Raw genomic sequence first — 24,250 nt, forward strand, 5'->3', positions numbered from 1 at the left:
TCTTACCCACCACCAACCCACTTTTATCACTAAGGTGCAACAACGCCTCTATCCCACCTAGGATAAAAACGACTGCTGATATTGTTATCAGAATTCCTGTCTATACTTGAATTTAGTCGCTAAGGGGGGCCTATGAGCACCAAACCAGTTTTTCCGCTAATACTCGCATCATTTATCTTTCTCTCTGGATGCGATGGTCAACAATCCCAGGCTCCTGCCGCCACTCCCCCTGCCCCCGCTATCGGCTATACCGTAGTCAATGCACAGCCGCTTGAATTAACCGACAGTATGCCTGGGCGCACCTTGGCGTCGTTTAAAGCCGAAGTCCGCCCCCAAGTTGGAGGGATCCTGGTCAGTCAATTGTTCCAAGAAGGGGCATTTATCGACAAAGGCCAGCCGCTTTACCAGATTGATCCAGACTCTTTCCAAGTCACGCTAAACAGTGCCAAGGCAGATCTAAAGCGCGCCAGAGCGAATCTTGCCACAGCAAGTAACCGCGCCAAACGTTATGAACGTCTGGTGCGTGAAAATGCGGTTTCTCGCCAAGACTACGATGATGCGGTTGCCAGTCTGCAGCAAGCGCAATCGGATGTGGCCACGGCGCAAGCTTCTATCGATGCTGCACAAATCAACCTTGATTACACCAAAGTTACCTCACCGATTTCTGGGCGTATTGGTCGCTCAAGTGTAACGGAAGGCGCTTTAGTCACCGCCAATCAAGCCGATCCGCTGGCTACGGTTCAGACTTACGACCCAATGTACGTTGACCTAACCGCATCAAGCAACGAGTTGTTGGCCTTTCGCCGCGCGCTACAAGCGGGTGATTTCTCTCGCTCAGAGCAGGATTTAACCAATATTCACCTGACCCTTGAAGATGGAACTGACTACGAACATAAAGGCACCATCTTGTTTTCTGACGTCAATATCAGTGAATCTACCGGTGCATTTGTTCTGCGTGTCTCCTTCCCCAACCCAGACAATATTCTACTGCCGGGCATGTTTGTTCGTGCGACCCTGCCCAAAGGCGTCGCCAGTGATGCGATCTTGGTGCCAGCGAAAGCCGTGTCACGCACTCCGCAAGGTACCGCCCAGGTGTGGGTTATTGACGACAATGATGTGGTTAACATTCGTACCGTCTCAGCCGACAAACTGATTAATAACCAGTGGCTGATCACCGAAGGGCTCAACTCTGGAGATAAGGTTGTCGCGGTCGGCCTGCAGTTTATTCGGCCGGACATGACCCTGACCAACACCTATGACATCTCCCAACAAGACCAATAACAGGTAACTCGCTATGGCGCTCTTTTTTATCAATCGCCCGGTTTTCGCCTGGGTATTGGCAATCATGGTTATGCTGGCCGGACTGCTGGCACTGCTCAATCTGCCGGTGGCGCAGTACCCAACCATTGCCCCGCCTTCAATTCAAATAACCGCTTTCTACCCTGGGGCTTCAGCCAAAACCGCTGAGGACTCAGTCACCCAAGTTATTGAGCAACAAATGACCGGCTTGGATAATTTACTGTATTTCAAGTCCACCTCAGATTCGTTTGGTAACATTGCTATCACCCTAACCTTCTCCGCAGAAACTGACCCAGATATCGCCCAGGTGCAGGTACAAAACAAGCTCCAAGCCGCCACCCCGCTGTTGCCCACGGAAGTACAGGCACAAGGGGTCAACGTCGAAAAGGCCAGTAGCTCATTTTTGATGGTACTGGCCTTTGTATCCGAAGATGGCAGCATGACAGACATCGACCTTGGGGACTATATCTCGAGTAACATCCTCGACCCGCTCAGCCGAGTCGATGGTGTCGGTCAGACACAACTGTTTGGCGCTGAGTACGCGATGCGCATCTGGCTCGATCCATACAAGCTTGAGAGCTATAAGCTTATGCCGTCAGATGTAATTGCTGCCGTGCAAGAGCAAAATGCGCAGGTGTCTGCAGGTCAAATGGGCGCAGCCCCTGCCAATATGGGCGCGCAACTCACCGCAACCATCACCGCGCAATCGCGCTTACAAACAGTGACCGATTTTCGGCAAATCCTGCTAAAAGTCGACAGTGATGGCTCACAGGTACTTTTGGAGGATGTGGCGAATGTTGAGCTTGGTGCATCCAGCTACAGCTCGGTATCGGCGTATAATCAACTCGCCGCCGCTGGGATGTCTGTCAGCCTCGCTACCGGAAAAAACGCCCTCGATACTGCCGAGGCGGTGCGGGCGAAAATTGATGAGCTTAAGCCCTTTTTTCCCCCTGGTCTCAAGGTCGTCTACCCCTATGACACCACGCCATTTATCGAGATCTCTATCGAGGGTGTCGTGCATACCCTAATCGAAGCGGTCGTGTTGGTTTTCTTGGTCATGCTGCTGTTTTTGCAAAACCTGCGCGCCACCTTTATTCCCACTATCGCGGTGCCTATCGTGATCTTAGGCACCTTTGCCGTGCTGCTGTCGCTTGGCTATTCGATTAATACCTTGACGATGTTTGCCATGGTGCTGGCCATCGGCCTGTTGGTGGATGATGCGATTGTGGTGGTGGAGAATGTTGAGCGAATCATGGAAGAAGAGCACCTTGATGCTAGAGCGGCCACCATCAAGTCTATGGAAGAGATCACCAGTGCTTTGATTGGTATCGGTATGGTGCTGTGTGCGGTGTTTATCCCGATGGCGTTCTTTGCCGGATCGGTCGGTGCCATCTATCGTCAGTTCTCGATCACCATAGTAACGGCAGTCGCACTGTCGGTATTGGTGGCGATTATTCTCACCCCAACACTGTGTATCAGCCTGCTTACTCACAATGAAGAGGCAAAGAACAAAGGCTTTGCCGGTTGGTTTAACCGTCATTTTCACCGCTTAACCGACCGTTATGTGGCAATGGTGGATTTTATTTCTCACCGCGCGGTGCGCTTTATGCTGATCTATGTTGCCATCATTGCGATTGTTGGCATTCTGTTTATTCGCCTGCCGACCGGCTTTTTACCCGATGAAGATCAGGGCTCAATGATGACCATGATCCAGCTGCCCAGTGGCGCTACTCAAGAGCAGACCTTGGCGGTACTTGAGAAAGTTGAGAACTTCTACCTGAATCAAGAACAAGACAATATCGAATCGGTCTTTTCGATCGCAGGCTTTAGTTTTGCCGGCTCTGGCGCCAATACTGGGATGATGTTTATCAACCTAAAAGACTGGGACGAGCGGCAAACCCCGCAATCACATGTCACTGCGATTATCGGCCGCGCGATGGGCTATTTTCAACAGATCACCGAGGCAGCCGTGTTTGCCTTTGCCCCGCCTGCGATCATGGAGCTGGGTAATGCCACCGGTTTCAACTTTTTTATGCAAGACCGCGCCGGTGTGGGGCATGAGCAGCTGATGGCGATCCAAGGTCAATTACTCGGCACGGCCAATCAAAGCCCACTGCTCACTGCCGTGCGGCCCAATGGTCTTAGCGATACACCGCTCTATCACTTAGAAATCGATCAGCTTAAAGCAAGAGCTTTAGGCGTTGCCATTGGTGATATCAACGCCACCATAGGCACGGCTTTTGGTAGTAGTTATATCAATGACTTTGTCGACCGTGGCCGAATCAAAAAAGTCTATGCTCAAGCGCTAACGCCGTATCGGATGACACCTGAGAACATTATGGAGTGGAAGGTGCGAAATGACGCTGGAGAGATGGTCGCGATGCGGGTCTTTGCCGAGGGCGAGTGGCAATATGGCTCACCACGTCTTGAGCGTTATAACGGGGTATCGGCGGTCGAAATTGTTGGTGAGCCGGTTGCTGGGGTGAGTACCGGGGACGCGATGGCCGAGGTGGAGCGTATCATCGGCGAGCTGCCGCCCGGGGTTGGTATCGAATGGACCGGGATGTCCTATCAAGAGCGGGTTTCCGGCGGACAAGCTCCCCTCCTTTATGCTCTCTCCATTTTGATCGTGTTCCTTTGTCTGGCCGCGCTCTACGAAGACTGGGCCGTGCCCTTCTCGGTGATCCTGATCATTCCGCTGGGGATTTTAGGCGCGGTCAGTGCCACTGAGCTGTTTGGCTTAGAAAACGATGTTTACTTTCAGGTTGGTTTGCTCACGACCATAGGGCTTGGCTCTAAGAACGCTATCATGATCGTCGAGTTTGCCAAGAGCTACTACGAAGCAGGAGAAGATCTTATCCAAGCGGCGCTCAAGGCTGCGCGTATCCGCTTGCGGCCGATTTTGATGACCTCACTCGCCTTTGGCATGGGGGTTGTCCCTCTCGCCATTAGCTCGGGTGCTGGCTCCGGTGCGCAAAATGCGGTCGGTACCGGTGTGGTTGGCGGGGTGATCACCGCAACCTTGCTCGGGGTGTTATTTGTGCCTTTGTTCTTTGTCGTAGTCGAACGCTTATTTGCCGGCAAGTCCAAGCATCAAGTGGAGAGCTCTCATCAAGAGGAGTCCGTCTAATGAAGACATCGGTTAAAGTTCTATCCTTGACACTGGCGCTCTCTGGATGCACCAACTTTATCCCTGAGTATTCCCAGCCTGAGTTTCCGGTGACCAATGACTGGCCAGTCAATGAACTCGGCTATGAGGAGGCGCAGCTGCTGAATTGGCGTGCGTTTGTAAATAACGGTGAGCTTCAGGCGCTGATTGAGATGTCACTGGCAAACAACAAAGACCTTAACGAAGCACTGCTTAATATCGTCCGCGCAGAGGCTCAACTTGGTTTAAGCCGAGCCACGCGCTACCCATCGATTGGGCTCGACGCCTCGAGTGCTAACCAGCGCCTATCGGAAAACTTCACTGGCGGCGACTCCTCCATCTCGCGCACGCAAAATCTTAATATTGGCCTCAGCAGTTATGAGCTTGATTTTTGGGGACGGGTTTACAGCTTAGAGCAACAAGCACTCGAGGACTACCTCGCGACTATCGAGGGGCGTAGAAACACCCAGATAACCTTGATCAGCAATGTGATCCAAGCCTATTTAACGCTTGAATCTGACCGGCGGCTACTGGCTCTCGCCAAGGAGACCCTGATCTCACAACAAAATTCGCTCAAACTGACACAAACCAGTTTTGAAAATGGCGTGGCCTCGGGCCTTGATGTGGCACAGGCCAAGACCACCGTCGCCACTTCTAAAGTCGATGTTGCAAGATTTACTAGCCAGGTGAATGTTGATATCAATGCACTTAATCTCTTGGTCGGTACCCCTATCCCCGATGAGCTGCTACCAAACAGTGAGCAAGGCACAGAATTTCGTAGCTTATCGGTTGGTTTGCCCTCCCAAATCTTACTTAACCGACCTGATGTGCTGCAAGCAGAGCATCAGCTCAAGGCGGCCAATGCGAATATAGGTGCGGCTAGAGCCGCGTACTTCCCAACCATTTCCCTGACCACCAGCGGTGGGTTACTCAGCGCCGATCTCGATGATCTGTTCTCGGGTGACAGCCGCTCATGGATCTTTACCCCAAGTATTACCTTGCCGATTTTTGATTGGGGCGCTCGAGCGAGAAACTCTGATATCGCCGCCACCGATCAGAAAATTGCGGTGAACAACTACCAAAGGACCATCCAGACCGCCTTTCAAGAGGTCGCCGACGCCCTCAGCAACCAAGCCACTTTCGATGATCAGATTGAGGGGCAGCAAATGTTGGTCGATGCCTACGAAGAGAGTTTTCGCCTGTCTGAGCTGAGATTTAACGAAGGGGTGGATGACTATTTCAACGTGCTCGACTCTCAGCGCTCTTATTACAGCGCGCAGCAAACCTTAATCACGACCGAGCTCAGTGCCCAACTTAATACCGTGAGTCTCTACAAGGCATTAGGGGCCGGCTGGGATCCCGAAGATGTGCCTGTCCCTTTAACAGAGGATATGTATCAGGGACTAGATAACTAGGGTCACCCAATCTGCTCTCATACTACCGTGAGTATTTGACTTGAGTGGTGACGATTGCTCAGACTCAGAAAGGGGCTTAGGCCATATCTGCCATTGGCTGTTGTGATTGTGCCCATTGCTTCGGTGATTGACCATAAAGGCGCTTAAACTCACGGCTAAATTGGGAAGAGCTGACATAACCCACGGTCAGAGCCGCTGCACTCACGTTCATGCCGCTCGCAATCTTCATGGCAGCATGGTTGAGGCGCATTGATTTTATGAACTGGATGGGCGACATCATGGTTGCCTGCTTGAATTTTCGATGGAACACCGCTCGGCTCATACTCACTTGTGAGGCCAGCTGCTCTATTGTGACATTGTCACCAATATGGGATGAGAGATACTCAATCGAGCGAGCGATCTCATTGCCAACCCCAAACGCCCGCCTAAACGCCGCCCCACCCTCGCCTTTTAAAATGGCATAATACAACTCTCGTAAACGGCTCTGCGCCAAAATAGCACTGTCGACTGGATCGTCAGCCAGCTCTAATACCCGCAATAGTGCATCAGAAAAATAGGTATCCCAACTCGCTAAGGTCAGTCCTTCAGGAAGTTCATTTTTAGTGTTTGATTTTATGGCCCCAGCATGGCGCTCAAACTCAACCACCAACTCTCTCATTACAGTAGTCTCTATCGCAATTGACACACCAAGCAAAGGCGACTCAGGGCATGCCTGTGGCGTTCCGGCCTCGACTGGCATCGATACCGAGCAGGACAAATACTGTCGACTATCATAGACGTGCCGTTTACCGTCGACGATGGCCTCTTTGCTTCCGTTGACTATCGCAATCACCATCGGCTCATAAACCGCGGGAGCACAGGGAATTGACTGCGTCACCCGAAATAGCCGCACCCCGTGAATGCCGCTCTCAACCCAACCATCCTGCACCATTTTGCTTTCAATCAACTGCTTTATCATCGGTTGTGCCATTGTCATACCTTAGTTCAAATCCAAGCATCGATACAAATAGGCAAAAATGAGCGACAAATGCGCCTACTTTTCACCCAACCCGAGCGTTATAGTACATCCCGTCAACGATACTCCCCCTGATAGTGGCTGGCAAGCCAGCGTGTGCCAGCTTCAGCAATAGCATGATGAAAGAGGTTTAAACTATGACAACTAAGCAAATCGCCATTAAAGGTTGGACACCAGAGCGCATCGATTCCCTTGAGGGTAAGACCTACCTCATCACGGGAGCTAATAGTGGTGCGGGCTTTGAGGCCTCACGTATCCTGCTATCAAAAGGCGCGAAAGTGGTCATGCTTAACCGCAACCCAAGCAAATCAGCCGCCGCTATCGATAGCCTGAGAGAACAATTAGGTGACGCCGTCGATGTGAGTGTTATCACAATGGACTTGGCCGATTTAAACTCTGTGCGCAGCGCAGCTAAACAAATTCTAGCGGACATATCACAAATTGATGCCCTGCTATGTAATGGTGCCATCGCACAAGTCGCTAGACAGGAGCTGACCAAAGACGGTTTTGAAAGCCAGTTGGGGGTTAATCATCTCGGTCATTTTCTGCTCTGTGGTCTATTGTTCGAACGCATAGAGGCATCGCAGGGTCGCATCGTTGTCGTAGGCAGTAATGCCTACAAAATGGGACTGAAGAAGATTCAGTTTGATGATCTGAATTTTGACCGTCATTACACTGCATGGAACGCCTATGCCCAAAGCAAACTCGCACAAATGATGTTTGCTTATGAGTTGCAGCGCCGAATCCAAGCGGCAGGGAAGCCAGTTCAGGTGCACGTCTGTCACCCTGGCGCCTCAAGAACCAATCTGTTGAAGGATACGGCCAGTCGCTTTAACAAAGCTCTCTGGTCGATACTTTCACGCGTTATCGCGCAATCAGCAGAAAAAGGCGCATGGCCAGAAGTCATGTGTGCAACCGAGAAAGGCTTGAGCTTGAACACCCTTTATGGTCCAACTAAACGCGCCGATACAGTAGGTCCAGTAGGAGAATGTAAACTCGATAAGGTCGCATTAGACCAAAGCATGGCGCGCGAACTTTGGACGCTCTCTGAGCAAAAAACGTCCCTAAGCTGGTCTTTCTAAGGAATGAAACAGATGATAGAAACTAGCCTACTACTCAAGTTGACCGGGATATTGCTACTGATTATCGGCGTGGTATTGGTCGTCAATCCCGAACTGATCAGCAACAAGCCGATTCCCGATGACACCTTTGCAGCCATCGAGCGCCGAATATGGTGGGGTCTTATCATTGGCTTGGGCACACTGCTGCTGTTTCACCATGAGTTGACCCCATGGTTAACAACGCTTGCCGCTACAGGAGCGTCAATGATGTTTGGCTTATTGGTCGCTCGGCTAATCGGTATCATGCTGGACGGCTCCCTAATCAAGCAATGGCTTTATGTCGGCATCGAACTTGCCCTGCTTGCTCCTTTGTTATGGTGGTATCTGAGCCTGCGTAACTAAACATGCTGACGATATCTGCCTGAACCATTCGCCAGAAACCATATAGATTTCTGGTGAATGAAACTCGGTCGCTAATTTAGCGTTACTCGTTGTCACCGCTGTTAAGCGAGAACTTGCTCGATTATCTCGCTGATAACGGGCACGATAGACAACACCAACAAACTCGCCATACATAGGTTAAATAACTGACGGCGTCGTGGACTATTGAGTACATTCTTAAGCAGTGAGCCAAAGCCCAGCCATATCGCCACACAAGGGAACGAGACCACCAAAAAAGTCGCAGCAATCATCATATTCTGCATCAACAAATCGCCGCCTGCAGTGGTGAAAGCCGCTATCGCACCCATCGCCACGACCCAAGCCTTGCCGTTTACCCACTGAAACAACGCACCATTCATAAAAGTCAACGGCTTGCTCTGCCTGTCAGATTGAATTGCACCACTTGAGGTAGCGATTAGGTAGGCAAGATAGAGTAAATAAAGTACGCCAAAACATTTGATCACAAAATGTAACTCTGGGTATAGCTCAAATACTGCGGAAAAACCCGCCCCCAGAACCAACAACATAATGGTAAAGCCGATACAGATCCCAGTCAGAAGAGGCATGGTTCTTTTGACACCGAAATTTACACCGGACGTCATGACCATTATGTTGTTGGGACCTGGTGTAACCGACGAAGAGATGGCAAAAAGAATCACCGCTGTTAAATACTCCATCTTTTTAACCTCCGGCACCAAAATCGAACACACTTAGTACAATATGCCACCTGTATAATAAAGAGGCAATATTAACACTGGACTGTGTCACCTAAACACCGATGTTCATTTCTATTTCCGAAAGGTACAACAGGCGTCGAGTCTTTCTATAATTGCGGCGTTAAAATGACCGGCTGAGCTTATCCGGTAAAGCTGCTTAACAACTTTGGCAACTATCCTGCTTGAATTGGTCAAACGTTAATGTGTTTGAGTTTAACTTTGCACCTACATGAACAGCTACATCTCTTGCGCCACCACCAATAGCCAACTCCCTCAAAACTCTCTCTTCAATTTGTGTAAGACCACCTTCGACTTTATCCAATTGATGCATAATAATGCGAGGGGTCGGCGCAAAACGCCATGATTGATGCATTTCACGCACGCCATGATGAATAAGTTTCTCTGCCACAAAAAAATCAGCAACAAACGAGCGTGGATGAGTGAAAGGATTGATGACCTTAATATCTGCTCCGGTTTGCAGCTTTGCTTGTGAACCTATTGCCTTAACAGCACTTTTCTGTGCGCATGTTTCAACTGCTATGTACGGTTCAAAGCGTAAAACCTTATCTTTTCCCAGTTGTTTAATAACGATTTCTTTTTCACTCAACTCGATTAGCAAGTCGTGTGAAAAAAGCCCTTTGATAAATCTGAACATTGATTAACTCTAAAATCTCGATGTACTACTGCCTAACGACTTGATCGCCCGCTAGGCGTGAAATTGGCTGCCGCAAACACCACAGTTTACTCAATGTATTATTTTATAATTTACTCAATGTATTATTTTATAACTAGTGGAATATAGCGAGTTCTACTTGGCTGGTGAGTGGTAATTCAAAAGGGATAAAACTGATCTGAGAAAACCTGTCAGAACTGGCGCTTAGAAGCAAGTTGACTGACAGGTTAAAACTGGATGAACTCTAGTTTATCGTGCCTTCATAGCGAGGTGCTATTGCTGTGTTTTATAGCTGAGCATGTAAGTCACTTTACCTTTGTCGCGGAACAATTTGTCGAGGCCCTTTTGGCCAAACTCGTCAAATTGCCCCATCTCTTTTACTGACTTGCCCGAGCCACCGACATTATCGGTCTCCATCGCCAGCAAATACTGACTCACGCGTGTAATCGCCTCACGGTAGCCATCAGCAGTCACTAGGTCAAATTCTGCAACATCAATATCTTGGCGCACTTCTTTAGACCAATAGAACTCAAGAAATGGCACTGGAGATTTCGGTTTGTTCCAGCCTACATCACGTGAAAAATACATCATTGAGCGGTACTGATCGTTTTGGAAGTTCTCAATACCCAGCGATGATGGTAGGTCTTGGTAGGTAATCGCGTCACCCTGGCTGTCGTACAGCCAAGTATTGCCATCGGCGATCATCGCATCCCAAAACTGCTCCATGTTCTCAAGGTGACGGTAGTCTTTATCAATAACGACATTGACGCTAAAGTCCTCACCGCCACGAGCCATGTGCCAGAAAACGTTAAACGTGTGGTGACCATCGGTCAGATAGTATTGACCGTTAGGTGCAATAACGATCGTTTTCATGTCTTTGTGACGCGAACCGATCTCTTCTTTACACTCAAAGCTACTCAAATCTTTCGGGTTAGACTGATTGTCAAAGCTAACTAGGCCTTTTTGGCCATTGGCTTCACACACTTCGTCAAACATCTTCTTGGTGTCTTTTTCAAAGCGACCAAGTTTGTAAAATACCTGATCGTAGCCCACTGAAGGTTGCGTTGGATGCACCTCATTAAGCGCTACCGTCGTTACCTCGCCTTCCACCAGTTGTGTCGCGCTGAGCGACCAAGAGCAGCACGTAAGTGCCAGAGCCATCATCGTTTTATTCATCACTTATCCAAGATATCGAAATATATTTCGGCGTACGTTAATTGGATACTATTTCAAATTGATTAAGGCTTATTGACAGTATTGTTGCTCTAGGCTGCCCGACTTCCCACGCACAACTGTTAATTATTGCGTCTTTAGCTACACTTCGCCGCTTGAGACTTTAAATTGTTTGATATAACTGTTCAGCCGGACACTCGACTCTCTTAGCGCCTCACTTGTCGCCGCTGTAGTATCTGTTGATTGATACATTTGCTTAGTTTCATCTTTGATCTCATGTATCTGGCGACGTATCTCCTTAGAGGCCACGGTTTGCTCTTCAGCTGCCGCTGCAATTTGCTGTGACATCACCGCCACACTATCAAGCTCTTTACGGAAATAGACAAAAGTATCCACGTTACTCAGAACCACATTCGCGACACTCGTACCACTTTTCTGTAGCTCCGATAGGTGTTGTACCGCGTGCTTGGCCGTCGACTGCAGCATACTGATCTGTTTCTCGATCTTCTCTGTCGCGTCACGAGTCATCCCTGCCAGATTGCGCACTTCATCAGCGACAACCGAGAAACTACGACCGTGCTCACCAGCGCGGGCGGCCTCAATAGCAGCATTAAGCGCCAGCAGGTTGGTCTGCTCAGCGATACCGTGAATGACTTTAAGAATATCGACAATTTCATCACTGTCAGTATCAAGCCGACTTACCTGCAACTGAGTTTCCTTCATTGTGCCGACCAAGCTGTCCATTAGTTCTTGACTGTTTAACACCACCTGCTCACTGTCGAGTGACTTTTGATAAACAGACTGAATCGATACTGCAGTCTCATTAATAATGCTTGCCACCTCACCGCTTGCTGTGGCCATTTCATCGATAGAAAGTGACAGTGCACTAGTCGAACTATCCTGGCGACTGGCACTAGCAAGGTTGTCTTTCATTGATACACCCACGGAATCAATGCAATGGTTATTGCTTTCTAGCTCACTGAATATTCGGATCAAGGTATCATTAAAGCTTGTCTGGATCTGGTTGAATGCCTTCACTAGCTGCGTCAGCTCATCAGAGCCTTGCAATTGAATCTGTTTATCGACTCGCTTATTCACTGCGATATCCGATAATTCTTTTAGTAGGTGAGTGAGTGGCTGGGTAATAGATTTTATGATCAGCAGCGAAATGGTCAAAATTAGAATCAAGCTGATAATGCCAAATGAAATGCTTATTGCTAAGGTTCGATTTGCACTCGCAATATCATCGCTCGCCTGCTGAGCCAGTTTTTGAGCCACATAATCAGAGACATCTCGTAAGTTGGTAATGTTATTCGTTGCATCTTCAAACCAAGCATGAGGAGAGTGACTGATTGTCTCGCCGCCCATTTGTAATAACTCGAATCTCAGTTTATGGATAGACTTATTTATCTCAGAATTTTCATGATGCTGCTCGAAATAGTGAATAATATCATTTGGCGCATAGGAGCGTAGCCTTGGAACCAGGTCCTGCAATAGTCGCCAGTCAGTCTTATTGTTACTGTGTGATGTATAGTCTACCTTGTTGAAACGAAACATCCTTAACTTCATTGAACGCTCAAAAGAATAGACACGCTCAATCTGCATTAACGTCGCATAACTGGCCGCCAACATAAATAGCTCGGGTTCATGTGAGGCAACTTTGACCAGGCCGTTCATCGTATCGATGGCAAGTAGATTGGTATCTGCGTACTTGTTGGTGATCCACTCCCCCTGTTCATCTTGCAGTTTGCCTTGATCAATACCCTGCCTAGACGATGCAAGAAAACTCAGTGCCGAAAGAAACTCCTCGGCACTCGCATAGACATCTTTTAGTTCATCAGTCGCTTGAGCGACACTGCGTAGATACTCTCGATAACGGTTAATCTCTAAATCAACCGCGTTTCTCTGAGCGGCTAACTTGTGTCTATAGGTCGTACCATCTGCGGTTTTATGATCGGGGAAGGCGATAACGGTGAACGTATAGTCCCTTTCATCTTGGAGAGATTTGAGTAACTCCCCTGTTCTCTCCGTCAACTCCATGACGGAATGCAGCTTGTCAGCGCGTTGTTGTTTTTCCAATGACTCAGATAGTGTTAGGAAGATAAATACACAGACTAACAGTGTGGGGATGAAAGTAAGTAGGAAAATTCTTGTTCTTATCTTTATTTTATTTAAAAACATACAACCACCAATGTTTTACCTAATCAATAAAGGCGCTTACTATATTAAATCGGCCTTGAACCCGCCTTTGAATTCTGGCGAACTCCATTAACAAACAATGGTCGAACAGGAATAAATCAACCCCCCTTACAGACACAAAAACTCAAGGCTATTTCAGCAAATAAAATAGCCATCTAAATATGTTGATTTATACCTTGACCATTAATGGTTAAAGTAACGATTATGAAAAAACATTAATGTGATAAGTAGCGCCTTATCAAATCTAGCACTTATAATCCCATTGTGTGGAATATCCGCCTATTTAACCGCAAGACCAATGCTGATAGCCAAAACGGGCGAGATAATGCCAAACTTTCTTTACGTCCTGCTCCTCATACCCACCATTTTGCAGCGCAATCCCAAGCAAATCCGGCGTGAGGATCTGGTTCTTTGCAATGTCTTTTGCCAAGCTAACATACTTTTCACCCCGATAATCAGTACGTTCGCTAAGCTCAGTGACACAAAGCTTAAACCCAGAATGCCACTCAAGATTGACCGGTAAACGACGCGCTAATATCTCCACTTCCGTGTTGCGAAAGATCGGGTCGAGCACTAGGGCCTCCACATCGGTGGCTAAGTCAATATCACCGTGAAAATGCGCCTCAATATAAGCATCCAGTGCGTCGTGTTGGTCTTTTTCCGCGCGCTCGATCAGGTGCTGAGTGTAGTCACTAGAGGCGAAATGCTCTGGCTCAAAATAACTATCCGGATAGCAAAACGTCGCTCGCTGATGCATATGCGGTCTCAAGCGAAAATGCGCTGAGCCAAATCGTGGCGATGCTCCCACATCTAAACATTGATAATTCAGTGCGCCATATTTTGGCCGCTGGGTGTTGAGGGCATGATCGTAAACCCCACCGAACACGCGTTGCTCCCAGCGCCACCTTTCCCCCCCGTTTGCGCTTAAACCACCATTACTGGTCCCCGTTTCAAATTGGGATTTGATTCTGAGATCCTGCGCTATCGCAGCAAGCAGTGGGGTAGAATCAGCGGTCAAGCGGTCGGGATGAAAATTGATGGTGAGGTCATAACGAGGCTGTGATGCCAACCCCTGCGAGCGCGAGCGAATATTCTCAATCGCCTCTTGATAAAGGCTTGCGTTATAAGGCACTTCCCTAATTGCTCCTATCTACAGTCTTTTGCATTCATTAAACCACAGATCAGAATCAATTTTGGCTAGCAACACAAAAAAGTAGGCAGGACGCTTGGAACAGGCGAGCTACATCCAAGACAATCTACTGTATGGATGAGAAAAGACCTTGGAGAAAAGACTCACCCTATCATGGCGAGTCAAGTGACCGCTTGATACACAATCAAGCGGTATCGCCTAGAGTTAGTCGACGCCGTTAGCGTCAACAAGTGGCCCGACTTTGACCTCTGAACACTCAGAACGCTGTTCTAGCCAGTCTGTGATCGCCTGACGATCGTCCTCAGTAACCGAGTCATAACGACCATCAGCCAAGACAAAACAGTCAAAGCTGTGTTGATTCGCACCGCCACCCATAATCAAGTCTCGACTTTCAATAAAATCAATGAAGTCATCGATTAAAGTTGAATAATCCATCACATCATTCACTGCAACTTGGCATGAGAACTCGAACCCATATACGGCAAATTCATCCACATACAGTTTTTTACGGAGACGTTTACTTCTATTTTTGGCCATGATCACCCCACTGTCTAATAACTGCCTCTAGTGTAGCCTACTATCCTGCTGAAAAAACAAACCAGGTTAAAATCTGAGCGCTTTGCGATAAATTCATCGCAACCATTATACATCAGCAAAAATCATTGCTCCTTGCGCGATAACACGACGCGGCTTATCAGCGAATCGGTAGCCTAGATGCGTTTTCACCAGTATCTCTTCATCGATTAACGCAGTGCAAATCTTGCCCACCGAGTTACGTGAGATCTTGAGTAGAGAAGCCAATGCGCCAATATTGAGGGGGATTGTGCCCGTTGCACTCGCGTCCGCGATAGCTTTCAGTGCCTGTAACAGTTTCTTACGCTGATCGGATTCCATTCGAATATCAAACAGTGTTTGGAAAAAGCGCTGTTTTATCGCCAGAGAACGATTGAGCATTACGCTAAAATCAAGCTGGTTCAAAAGCTGTTCGGCTTCTTTAAAAGGCAACATAATTACGCGGCATTCTGTTGCAGCTTTAACATCCAGATAGTTGCTCGTGGAAAGGACATAATTGTCGTCGTTAATGATCACACCTGGAGTGATCAGGTTATAAAACGGTCCCGTGTAGCTACTTGCAGGGGGGTGAAAACCGAGGATGCCGCTGAGCGTAAAGGTGATGTACTCTTTACTCTCGTTTTGATAATACAGGAACTCGCCTTTTTTTAAGCGTTTTACTTTGCCTATGCCCACGAGTTCTTCTGCTAGTGAGTCTGACATCTCGTAGCTGCGTTTAAGTAATTGCAAAACGCCTGTATCGCATTCCCCACGAAGCGCACGTGTTGTCATCAGTGTCATGGTGGTGCTCTTTTTTTCTGATTGCTTTTTGTGGCAGAGCGGCGATAACACTTAAGTTTCTGGCACGCCCAGTGATGAGGCAAATTTAACAAATTGCTTAATAGACAAAGTTGCAAAATACAACTTTGCCCAACAGACTTAGGCGATACTGTGGGATTTTGCTACCCTTTACCCACTTGTGAGCTTGGTGATAACTGTTAGTCCCTAATTTGCAAGTTTTTTGGATAGTTGGAACGTGTGAAAATATCACAGTATTAGTAACCTACGCGGAGGCGAGTGGACTTTGGCTTTAAAAATCTGATCAGGGCAACGACGGGTTTATAATTGACATCAGGCTCAAGTCTTGACCACCTTTACCGTTCCATAAGCATTCTCAATCCTGCCCTCTTTCTCCAACTCCTTAAGTGCACGATGTATCTTGTGTTTGCTGACGACAAGATGAGTGGCAAGCTTTTCGGCAGTAATCGTTACCGAGTCGCTATCGCCCTGCAAGCGGATCAGCCATTGAATCACCTGCTCTTTAAGCGACAACATCAAAGCACTAGTTAATAAGCGCTCACAAAAGCGATACAAATACGTGGCACAAATACCCGCTAGTAACGTCGCCTCGCGATCTAATTGCGGCTCGAGCCTGAGCTTCTTATACGACAAAAACAAAACTTCACAGCGTTGCTTGGCTATTAAGGCCACCGGGGAGCGCTGACCATCAAGGTAAGCCGGCGCATTTAAAATGCAGCCATGTGAGACAATACCGGCCGCCAGGAGTCCGCCATCCGCGGACACCACCTCTATCTCTGCCTGCCCTTTGACCAGATAGCCCATACGTTTTAATGGCTCTTGTTGATAAACCAACTGCTCCCCCGGCTCAAATACCTTGCGTATTGCTTCGGTCTCAAACTGACGATGCAGCAAGGGATATTCCTCTGCGGAGAAGATGTGACTAAATCCATCAAAGTAAGCATCATGGGCGTTAAGCATAAACAGTAAGACCTTGTTGAAGTTGAGCTTGATGCGCATTAGCCGCGATGTTGAGTTTGGCAGTTCGAGCGACTCGTTCATACCGGCAACTTGTTGCGTCAATTGATAATGCTATCAACTAATTGCATCTTTTCAATTTTTTTTGTTCTGCTTTAAGCATGATTTAGCCGACCTGAGTGTTTAAGCAACCTCAATCGACAAGATGGTAAATATCTTTTTACGTCAACTTTGAGACTGGCTCAAAAATGACTCTGGTCCTAATCAGACTAAAACCATATTTAACTTTTGTTTATACCAAAATCTTTTGTGATACCCATCACGCTGGAAACTGCTGCTTATATCTGGTAAATTCCTCCTTTTTTTGCACCAAGCCAATCCATCTGAGGACTCTCTCCACCATGATTACAACGGCAAATATTACACAGCAGTTCGGCGCTAAGCCTCTGTTTGAAAACATCTCAGTTAAGTTTGGTGGCGGTAATCGCTACGGCTTAATTGGCGCAAACGGCTGTGGTAAGTCGACGTTCATGAAAATCCTATCTGGTGAGCTAGAGCCGACATCAGGTAATGTTTCTTATGACCCGAACGAGCGTGTAGCCAAGCTAAACCAAGACCAGTTTGCCTACGAAGAATACACAGTTATCGACACTGTGATCATGGGATATAAAGAGCTGTGGAAAGTCAAACAAGAGCGTGACCGCATTTATTCGCTAGCAGAAATGTCTGAAGAAGACGGCATGAAGGTCGCTGACCTTGAAGTCCAGTTCGCTGAGATGGATGGTTACATGGCTGACGCTAAAGCCGGTGAACTGCTGCTTGCTGTGGGCATTCCTGAAGAGCAACACTATGGCTTGATGAGCGAAGTTGCTCCAGGTTGGAAACTGCGTGTGCTACTGGCTCAGGTTCTGTTTGCTGACCCGCATATTATGCTGCTAGACGAACCAACCAACAACTTGGACATGGACACCATTCGCTGGCTAGAGGAAACATTGAACCAGCGTAACTGCACCATGATCATCATCTCGCACGACCGCCACTTCCTAAACTCAGTATGTACCCACATGGCTGACTTGGACTACGGTGAACTGCGTCTGTTCTCTGGTAACTATGATGAATACATGGTCGCAGCCTCTCAGGCTCGTGAACGTCTACTGGCAGACAATGCAAAGAAGAAGGCACAGATTGCTGAACTCAATACCTTCGTGGCTCGATTCTCTGCGAACGCATCAAAGGCTAAACAGGCAACCTCTCGTGCTAAGCAAATCGACAAGATTCAGCTTGAAGAAGTTAAGCCTTCAAGTCGCCAAAACCCATTCATCCGTTTCGACCAAGAGAAAGAGCTATTTCGTAATGCGCTTATCGTCGAGAACCTAAGCCAAGGTTTCGAGGAGGATTTGTACTCTGACTTCAACGCTATCTTCGAAGTCGGTGAGCGTGTTGCTATTATCGGTGAAAACGGCGTGGGTAAAACCACTCTTCTAAACACGCTTGCTGGCGTGCTTGAGCCGCGCACTGGCGAATACAAATGGTCAGAGAACAGCAACATTGGCTATTACGCTCAAGACCATGCACACGATTTCGCAGAAGACTTGAATCTTATGGACTGGATGGCCCAGTGGAGACAAGAAGGCGATGACGAACAGGTTGTCCGCAGCTTCCTAGGTCGTATGCTGTTTGGTCAAGACGATATCAAGAAATCGGTTCAGGTACTCTCTGGTGGTGAGCAAGGTCGTATGCTGCTTGGCAAGATCATGATGCACAAGCCGAACATGCTACTGATGGATGAGCCAACCAACCACATGGATATGGAGTCTATCGAGTCTCTCAATAATGCACTTGAGCAATACAAAGGCACACTGTTCTTCGTTTCGCACGACCGCGTGTTTGTTGACTCCCTAGCGACCCGTATCCTTGAGATCAAAGATGGTAAGATCAATGATTTCCGTGGTACTTATGCCGAATACTTGAAGTCAAAAGGCATTGAAGGCTAATCAAAGCTGGAGATGAAAAAAGGAAGTGGCCTTAGGGTCACCTCCTTTTTTGTTACTTAGCCAGCCTAATTTACTGGCTGAGACGCCTGTTGCCGGCGTAGATTCCACCCCATCAGTGCCATTAACACCACTATTCCTACCAACTCAACGGTCACTGATCCAAACACCATACACAGCGCAGTTAGAAGCCAGAATAGACGCTCGATAGCCGATAACCGGCCAAACATATAGCCCTCAATACTGCCAGCAAAAGCAATAATCAACGCAATGGTACTCAGTGTTGCAATGGCAAAGCTAGCGAGTTGACCATCGACCCAAATGAGCCCTGAAAATGCCATCATCATCGGGATAAGGAAAAATCCCTGAGCAAGCTTAAATGCTTGCACAGCCGAGCGCATTGGCGATGACTTGGCGATGCCTGCCCCAGCAAAAGCGGCAAGCGCAATTGGGGGAGTCACGTTCGAGGTTTGAGACAACCAAAAGACAATCATATGTGCAGCCAGTAAGCTAACACCAAAGTCCAATAAGGTGGGTACTGCCATAATCGACAATACGATATAAGCCGCCGTCACGGGTAAGCCCATGCCCAAAATCACGGCCGCCACCGCGATAAGCGCAAGTGCGCTAAACAGATAGCCTCCAGACAATGCAATCAAGAACTGAGTAAATTGCAATCCAATTCCGGTTTGACCAACCACACCGACGACAATCCCAGCGGTTGCACACGCCACAGAAATTGGTAAGGCCAGCAGAGCCCCCTGCTTCATTCCCTCTAAGAACAGCCCCAAGCTAATTCGGCTGTGCTTGCGCAGCATTGCCGCAACTAAGATCGCCGCGCAACCACTTATCCCAACTAATACCGGTGAGTAGCTCATCATCAACAGCGCCGTAATAAGCACCAACGGCACCAGAAAATGCCAGCCACGTTGCATCACTAATGCGAGCTTTTCATAGCTATCCATTCCCTGCAATCCAAGCTTGCAGGCCATAATGTGGACATACAGCAAGGTACATGCAAAGTACAATATGGCGGGCATAATCGACACCACGAGGATCTCACTGTAGGGAATACCGGTAAACTGCGCCATCACAAACGCCCCTGCCCCCATGACCGGCGGCATGATTTGCCCGCCAGTTGATGCAGCCGCTTCAATACCCGCGGCCTGCTCCGGCTTGTAACCGAGTTTTTTCATCATGGGTATAGTCAGAGAGCCTGTTGTCACGGTATTGGCTATCGCTGAGCCGGAGATAGAGCCCAGTGCTGCCGACGAAATCACGCTTGCTTTGGCCGGGCCTCCGCGATATTTTCCCGCAATAGCAAATGCCGCATCGATAAAGAAATTACCGGCACCCGTGACCTGCAGAAAAGCACCAAATAGAACGAAGATAAACACCACGCCAGCAGCAATAGCCAGTGGCGCACCGTATACGCCGTTGGTGGAGAAGATATGGAAACGAATGATGTCCTCAAGCGGGAATCCACTACTGGCGATTTGGGTCGGCAAGTAATTACCAAACATCGCATAGGCAAGAAAAATGGCCGCAATAGCCACCATCACCATACCTACCGTGCGCCGAGTCGCCTCAAGCAGCAATGCAATCGTTAAGCAACCCGCAAGTTTGTCAATATCGCCAATCCCCTCGAGCAAAAAGGTAATATCATCGTAGTCAAATCTTGCGATGCGCCATGCTGCCCAGATGATTGCAGCGGCAAAAACGCTATCAAATAACCGCCCTAATTTAAAACGCCAGCTCTCTGGATCAGCCGCGAAGAGTGGTTGGGTTAGAAACACCAACACAATGACCCAACTTAGGTGGATAGGACGAAAAACCGGTGCCGATATCTCAGCAGTAACCCCTTGCCAAATCTGAAACGCTGACAAAGCAATAGCCGCAACAGCGGCTATTTTGAGTGGTATATCGACCAGAGTAGACGACTTAGTATCTGGCATGCATCACTTCCCTACTTCATTTCATCGAGATATTTTTGTGCACCTGGATGGAGCGGGACACCAGAGAGTCTTTGCATATTATCTAGCGTGGTGTAGCTCGTCACCGTGATGCTCTGACGCACTTGATCGATATTCTCGAACATCGACTTGGTCATGGCATAAATTAGTTCAGGGTCAGCGTTCTTGTTCACGACTAAAACATTCCACACCGCCGGTGTGTTAAATGCAGGAACGCCTCGGTAACTCTCCGCTGGTACCTCTAAAGGCTGAAATGAAGGCATCGCCTCACTCACCTTGGCTAGCTCATCGGCAGTGAAGGACAAAATGCGAATATCACGGGTTAACGCCAGCTCAGTCACCGCACCGACACCTAGGCTTCCTACAATCACCCCGGCATCAATCTGGCCATTGGCCAGGGCTGAGGTTGTCGCAGTATAATTGAGACTTTGTGACTTCAAGTCACCTTCCTCAATCCCAAGTGATGCCAGAATACTCAAAGCACTAGTGCGCGTCCCAGAGCCCGGGGCGCCAAGCGACACTCGCTTGCCTTTTAGGTCCTGAATAGATTGAATTTTTGAGTTTGCCGGCACCATAAAGTGGACAACATTGGGGTATAGAGCGGAGATAACCGCGACATCCATTTTCTTCGGAAATGGATCTTCACCGTTATAGGCTTTTAGGACCACACTGCCCATGGCCACACCCGCTAATTGCTTGTTGGTGGCGACCTTAATACTGTTCTCGACCGAGCCCGCTGTTACCTCTGCGCGCATCGAAAAGCCATCAATCGTCTCACCCCAGATTTTTGCCAGTGTCCCGCCTAATGGATAGTAGGTCCCGCTCTGACTGCCCGTGCCTATCGTATAGTTCTGTGCTGCCGCAGAGAGCGAAAGTGTCGCCGTGGCTAACGCTGTGACTAATCCTTTTACACCAATGTTCATAATCATCCATCCTTGTGATGCGGTTTACAATCCGATAATCGGTCTACAATTCACTTAGTTAGCCTAGCGAGGCGTGAGATTGGCGGGCATTAGACTTTAGTCGAATAGCCACTTGGGTCACATGATTGGGCTAAGTCTGATGTGATTTGGTGCAGTGAAAGTTAACCGACTATATACCTTAGTGGGCCAGATAATGGTTGGTGTCTCAAACTCTATGCCTCCAAAAGACTGTATTTTGTGTTTACTCAGCCAACTACTCTTTGAAAGAGATTGTTAGAGTGTGAGCCTTTTTCAAATATTGGTTTTTAATCATCATATAAATCATTATGTTATTTGGCCATCCATCCTGTATTCGGTTGGATAATTTGTATCCGTTTGTGACCTGCAGCCAATAAAATATTCATGCTGCTATTTTGAGGTTAATATTTAGTCAACCACTTCAACTTTAACGTTAACAACGTGTCACTAAACCATTAAATCCAAGAAACTCAAGTGCATTTCCAGACAATTTTCCCCATCTAACAACCCCTCGATAAATGTCGTTAACATTAGATAGCTCAATTACAGAGCGATAATAAATCAAATAGCTGTCCTGTATAGATAGCTCAATCAAGTGGAGATGTTTCAATGTGGAAGTTAAATAGCCTTGTTGCCGCGAGTCTGGTATCAGCATTCAGTGTATCTGCCGTGGCAGAGGAGAGAGAAGTATTAGAAGTTTTTGTTACTCCGTACAATGTCACTATCGATTCTGGTGTTTCAAAACCTATGTCCGCTCGCGTTCTTTACAGTGATGGTTATGAGCTTCACCCAGAGGGTGTGGAATGGAAGAGCAGCAACCCTGAGGTTGCACCAATTTCAGACAACGGCGTTGTTTTTGGCGTAAAGACCGGTTTAAGCCTTGTCACCGCAACTTATAAAGGCGTTAACTCTTCGGATCATGCGACAGTCAAAGTTGGCGAAGCAACGATTGATGAAATCACGGTCGAGTTCCCTATTCGTAACATGGTGGTGGGTGACTCTCTGCAAGCAGAAGCTTATGCAACCTACTCAGATGGTACCCAAGGAGAAGTCACCAACTCTGTTCAGTGGCAGGTAGTCACCGCTGCTAAAGAACTAACCGTAGATGACGCAGGCCTTGTGACGGCTCACCAAGAGGGCTATGGCTTGTTAATCGCTCGTGCCGATGGCGTGCGCTCTCAAGAAATCCGCATTGACGTCGCAGAAAGCCAATCTGATTTCCAATGGGTAATGCCATTCCCAAGTAGCACAACGATGGCTGAAGGCTCTCAGTTCACACCTTCAATCCGCGGATTGCACAACAATGGCAGCATGGTCGATGTTGATACGATTGACGGGTGGGTCATCGAGAATCAAAGCATTGTTCGTCCAACCCCTGACAATCAAGCCATCATGGCCATTAGCACAGGGACTGTCAAAGTGTACCCAATCGCAGCCGGCTTACAAACTATTGAACCTGTCGTTGTGACGGTTGAGTAACGAGTTACGATTTGAAGCTAAGAAGCCTCTTGGTAGGCTTCTTTTGGACGATCTAATCTTTGCCAACCGACAAATCATTAAAGTGAAGTTGCGGACACGATACTGATGTGACCGCAAGAGCCGAAACCGATTAGAAGCGAGAAAAGTACAAGGCTACAATCACTCAACCACTTTCCATGTTCTCACCCATTGGTAGCGTGAAGCGCGATCAATCAAAGGGCGAGGCTGGCCATTTTCCAACCTAAAACCATCTGCGACATCATCACCGCTTGGCCAATTAAAATCGTAGGTTTCAGTCGCCATGACAATCGCCATTGGGTCTTCAAAAGGCACCGAAGGGGTTATTTCGAATTGATACTCACCATCAACATAGAAATAGAGCTCTGTTGGCGACTTCCAGTAAAGTCCATAAACGTGGAAGTCTTCGGAGGGGTTAAAGTCAGTGGTATTGTCCTTTTTATTCGAGACATTGTGCGCAGGAAGGCAATCGGTTTTGCGCTGACGTGCGGTCGGGTTGATGCCAGACTCAAACTCAATCGATGTTGGCTCATACCAACTCAGCTGCTTTGGATGCTTTTCATCTATTGGTCGATAGACACCAGAGCGACGGCCAATGCTCTCAGTGATATCTAACTCTTTTTTGATCAGTTTTTTGCAATCGGCATTGGGCATCATTAACCAAAATGTGCCCGACATAATCGTGTCGGTGGTTTTCATTGAGGCTTCAATGTAGGTCCCCGGGGTGACTAGATTGTGTGAGCGCACAATCGCGCCGCCGTGAGTCCAGTCATCCCTCACGCCACGAAAATCCTCTCGTGGTGCATCAAATTTCTCAGCCTCCAGCCACAGCTCGCCATTTTGAACTGACACATTCTCATCTTCAAACATCCCTGGATAGCGGCCTAACCAATAAAATCGACCGGGGATCACACCACGGTTGTCCCACTTGGTGCCATCCAGTGAGCTGCCTTCAAACTCATCCGACAGATTGTCGATTCTCTGCCAGCTTTTTGATGAGACCAACTGATCCCTCTCGCTGCTTCCCGCTACAGTCGGTCCAGTAACTGCTGAGTTAACATGTGCTGACGCAAGCAACAAGGAGACAAATGCGGCTTGCCTGATTGATAATCCTTTATTCATATAACAATACTCTTCAATGCTAGTTGTTAAGAACTCAATAAAGAATACGTTACGCCCGCAACAAAGGTAAACCAATATTAGATATATAGCATTCCAATTATGAGTTTG

19 protein-coding genes are annotated in these 24,250 nt (G+C 48.0%); 7 read left to right on the forward strand and 12 right to left on the reverse strand.

Annotated features, from left to right (window positions below):
* Positions 1–132: 132 nt before the first annotated feature.
* Genes ACSTTG_RS05200 through ACSTTG_RS05210 form a run of 3 tightly spaced genes read left to right on the forward strand, consistent with a single transcriptional unit; the run spans position 133 to position 5,862 of the window.
* The gene (locus tag ACSTTG_RS05200; protein WP_438473993.1) at positions 133–1,281 is read left to right on the forward strand and encodes an efflux RND transporter periplasmic adaptor subunit; all 1,149 of its coding nucleotides are present in this window, start codon (positions 133–135) and stop codon (positions 1,279–1,281) included.
* Between the two features lie 13 nt (positions 1,282–1,294).
* Positions 1,295–4,429: an efflux RND transporter permease subunit gene (locus ACSTTG_RS05205; protein ID WP_438473994.1), complete on the forward strand. Its 3,135-nt coding sequence runs from the start codon at positions 1,295–1,297 to the stop codon at positions 4,427–4,429.
* The gene (locus tag ACSTTG_RS05210) at positions 4,429–5,862 is read left to right on the forward strand and encodes an efflux transporter outer membrane subunit (RefSeq protein WP_438458263.1); all 1,434 of its coding nucleotides are present in this window, start codon (positions 4,429–4,431) and stop codon (positions 5,860–5,862) included. The genes ACSTTG_RS05205 and ACSTTG_RS05210 overlap by 1 nt, the downstream gene beginning before the upstream one ends.
* A 76-nt stretch (positions 5,863–5,938) precedes the next feature.
* On the opposite strand, the gene ACSTTG_RS05215 is transcribed toward ACSTTG_RS05210, so the two are convergent.
* Positions 5,939–6,832 (reverse strand): AraC family transcriptional regulator, encoded by an 894-nt coding sequence (locus ACSTTG_RS05215; RefSeq protein WP_438473995.1) that lies wholly within the window; start codon positions 6,830–6,832, stop codon positions 5,939–5,941.
* A 182-nt stretch (positions 6,833–7,014) separates the two neighbouring features.
* On the opposite strand from ACSTTG_RS05215, the gene ACSTTG_RS05220 reads away from it, so the two are divergent.
* Positions 7,015–7,959: an SDR family oxidoreductase gene (locus ACSTTG_RS05220; protein WP_438473996.1), complete on the forward strand. Its 945-nt coding sequence runs from the start codon at positions 7,015–7,017 to the stop codon at positions 7,957–7,959.
* A 12-nt stretch (positions 7,960–7,971) separates the two neighbouring features.
* Entirely contained in the window at positions 7,972–8,340 is a 369-nt protein-coding gene (locus ACSTTG_RS05225; RefSeq protein WP_438473997.1) for a DUF4345 family protein, read from the forward strand.
* A 101-nt stretch (positions 8,341–8,441) separates the two neighbouring features.
* Here ACSTTG_RS05225 and ACSTTG_RS05230 read toward each other — a convergent pair whose 3' ends face one another.
* The 8 genes from ACSTTG_RS05230 to ACSTTG_RS05265 all read right to left on the reverse strand — a co-directional run bounded on the left by ACSTTG_RS05230 (position 8,442) and on the right by ACSTTG_RS05265 (position 16,723).
* Positions 8,442–9,056 (reverse strand): LysE family translocator, encoded by a 615-nt coding sequence (locus ACSTTG_RS05230; protein ID WP_438473998.1) that lies wholly within the window; start codon positions 9,054–9,056, stop codon positions 8,442–8,444.
* Between the two features lie 196 nt (positions 9,057–9,252).
* Entirely contained in the window at positions 9,253–9,750 is a 498-nt protein-coding gene (locus ACSTTG_RS05235; RefSeq protein WP_438473999.1) for a rod shape-determining protein, read from the reverse strand.
* 291 nt (positions 9,751–10,041) lie between these two features.
* Positions 10,042–10,944 (reverse strand): ParB/Srx family N-terminal domain-containing protein, encoded by a 903-nt coding sequence (locus ACSTTG_RS05240; protein WP_438474000.1) that lies wholly within the window; start codon positions 10,942–10,944, stop codon positions 10,042–10,044.
* A gap of 138 nt (positions 10,945–11,082) precedes the next feature.
* The gene (locus ACSTTG_RS05245; RefSeq protein ID WP_438474001.1) at positions 11,083–13,122 is read right to left on the reverse strand and encodes a methyl-accepting chemotaxis protein; all 2,040 of its coding nucleotides are present in this window, start codon (positions 13,120–13,122) and stop codon (positions 11,083–11,085) included.
* Between the two features lie 301 nt (positions 13,123–13,423).
* Entirely contained in the window at positions 13,424–14,272 is an 849-nt protein-coding gene (locus ACSTTG_RS05250) for a DUF3626 domain-containing protein (protein WP_438474002.1), read from the reverse strand.
* A gap of 222 nt (positions 14,273–14,494) precedes the next feature.
* Positions 14,495–14,827: a YggL 50S ribosome-binding family protein gene (locus ACSTTG_RS05255; protein ID WP_438458254.1), complete on the reverse strand. Its 333-nt coding sequence runs from the start codon at positions 14,825–14,827 to the stop codon at positions 14,495–14,497.
* Positions 14,828–14,932: 105 nt separating this feature from the next.
* Positions 14,933–15,643, reverse strand: a complete 711-nt coding sequence (locus ACSTTG_RS05260; protein ID WP_438458253.1) for a Crp/Fnr family transcriptional regulator — start codon at positions 15,641–15,643, stop codon at positions 14,933–14,935.
* Between the two features lie 336 nt (positions 15,644–15,979).
* Positions 15,980–16,723, reverse strand: a complete 744-nt coding sequence (locus tag ACSTTG_RS05265; RefSeq protein ID WP_438474003.1) for a Crp/Fnr family transcriptional regulator — start codon at positions 16,721–16,723, stop codon at positions 15,980–15,982.
* 296 nt (positions 16,724–17,019) lie between these two features.
* On the opposite strand from ACSTTG_RS05265, the gene ACSTTG_RS05270 reads away from it, so the two are divergent.
* Positions 17,020–18,612, forward strand: coding sequence for an ABC-F family ATPase (locus ACSTTG_RS05270; protein WP_438474004.1), 1,593 nt, complete (start codon positions 17,020–17,022; stop codon positions 18,610–18,612).
* Positions 18,613–18,677: 65 nt separating this feature from the next.
* Here the strand turns inward: ACSTTG_RS05270 and ACSTTG_RS05275 are convergent, their stop codons facing one another.
* Together ACSTTG_RS05275 and ACSTTG_RS05280 are read right to left on the reverse strand one after the other, a co-directional pair.
* Positions 18,678–20,564: a TRAP transporter permease gene (locus ACSTTG_RS05275; RefSeq protein ID WP_438474005.1), complete on the reverse strand. Its 1,887-nt coding sequence runs from the start codon at positions 20,562–20,564 to the stop codon at positions 18,678–18,680.
* 11 nt (positions 20,565–20,575) lie between these two features.
* Positions 20,576–21,505 carry a TAXI family TRAP transporter solute-binding subunit gene (locus tag ACSTTG_RS05280; RefSeq protein ID WP_438474006.1) on the reverse strand — a complete coding sequence of 310 codons (930 nt, stop codon included), beginning with the start codon at positions 21,503–21,505 and terminating at the stop codon, positions 20,576–20,578.
* A 627-nt stretch (positions 21,506–22,132) separates the two neighbouring features.
* Here ACSTTG_RS05280 and ACSTTG_RS05285 point away from each other — a divergent pair.
* Complete coding sequence (locus tag ACSTTG_RS05285) at positions 22,133–23,002, forward strand: Ig-like domain-containing protein (protein WP_438474007.1); 870 nt, start codon at positions 22,133–22,135, stop codon at positions 23,000–23,002.
* A 159-nt stretch (positions 23,003–23,161) separates the two neighbouring features.
* On the opposite strand, the gene ACSTTG_RS05290 is transcribed toward ACSTTG_RS05285, so the two are convergent.
* Positions 23,162–24,142 (reverse strand): family 16 glycosylhydrolase, encoded by a 981-nt coding sequence (locus tag ACSTTG_RS05290; RefSeq protein ID WP_438458247.1) that lies wholly within the window; start codon positions 24,140–24,142, stop codon positions 23,162–23,164.
* Positions 24,143–24,250: the final 108 nt, after the last annotated feature.

Origin of the sequence: Vibrio glycogenivorans (genome assembly GCF_051660965.1) — a bacterium.
GTDB lineage: Bacteria > Pseudomonadota > Gammaproteobacteria > Enterobacterales > Vibrionaceae > Vibrio.

Coding starts and splice junctions, on each gene's coding strand:
- ACSTTG_RS05200 (WP_438473993.1), top strand. CDS start 133: ATGAGCACCAAACCAGTTTTTCCGCTAATACTCGCATCATTTATCTTT.
- ACSTTG_RS05205 (WP_438473994.1), top strand. CDS start 1,295: ATGGCGCTCTTTTTTATCAATCGCCCGGTTTTCGCCTGGGTATTGGCA.
- ACSTTG_RS05210 (WP_438458263.1), top strand. CDS start 4,429: ATGAAGACATCGGTTAAAGTTCTATCCTTGACACTGGCGCTCTCTGGA.
- ACSTTG_RS05215 (WP_438473995.1), bottom strand. CDS start 6,832: ATGGCACAACCGATGATAAAGCAGTTGATTGAAAGCAAAATGGTGCAG.
- ACSTTG_RS05220 (WP_438473996.1), top strand. CDS start 7,015: ATGACAACTAAGCAAATCGCCATTAAAGGTTGGACACCAGAGCGCATC.
- ACSTTG_RS05225 (WP_438473997.1), top strand. CDS start 7,972: ATGATAGAAACTAGCCTACTACTCAAGTTGACCGGGATATTGCTACTG.
- ACSTTG_RS05230 (WP_438473998.1), bottom strand. CDS start 9,056: ATGGAGTATTTAACAGCGGTGATTCTTTTTGCCATCTCTTCGTCGGTT.
- ACSTTG_RS05235 (WP_438473999.1), bottom strand. CDS start 9,750: ATGTTCAGATTTATCAAAGGGCTTTTTTCACACGACTTGCTAATCGAG.
- ACSTTG_RS05240 (WP_438474000.1), bottom strand. CDS start 10,944: ATGAATAAAACGATGATGGCTCTGGCACTTACGTGCTGCTCTTGGTCG.
- ACSTTG_RS05245 (WP_438474001.1), bottom strand. CDS start 13,122: ATGTTTTTAAATAAAATAAAGATAAGAACAAGAATTTTCCTACTTACT.
- ACSTTG_RS05255 (WP_438458254.1), bottom strand. CDS start 14,827: ATGGCCAAAAATAGAAGTAAACGTCTCCGTAAAAAACTGTATGTGGAT.
- ACSTTG_RS05260 (WP_438458253.1), bottom strand. CDS start 15,643: ATGACACTGATGACAACACGTGCGCTTCGTGGGGAATGCGATACAGGC.
- ACSTTG_RS05270 (WP_438474004.1), top strand. CDS start 17,020: ATGATTACAACGGCAAATATTACACAGCAGTTCGGCGCTAAGCCTCTG.
- ACSTTG_RS05275 (WP_438474005.1), bottom strand. CDS start 20,564: ATGCCAGATACTAAGTCGTCTACTCTGGTCGATATACCACTCAAAATA.
- ACSTTG_RS05280 (WP_438474006.1), bottom strand. CDS start 21,505: ATGAACATTGGTGTAAAAGGATTAGTCACAGCGTTAGCCACGGCGACA.
- ACSTTG_RS05285 (WP_438474007.1), top strand. CDS start 22,133: ATGTGGAAGTTAAATAGCCTTGTTGCCGCGAGTCTGGTATCAGCATTC.
- ACSTTG_RS05290 (WP_438458247.1), bottom strand. CDS start 24,142: ATGAATAAAGGATTATCAATCAGGCAAGCCGCATTTGTCTCCTTGTTG.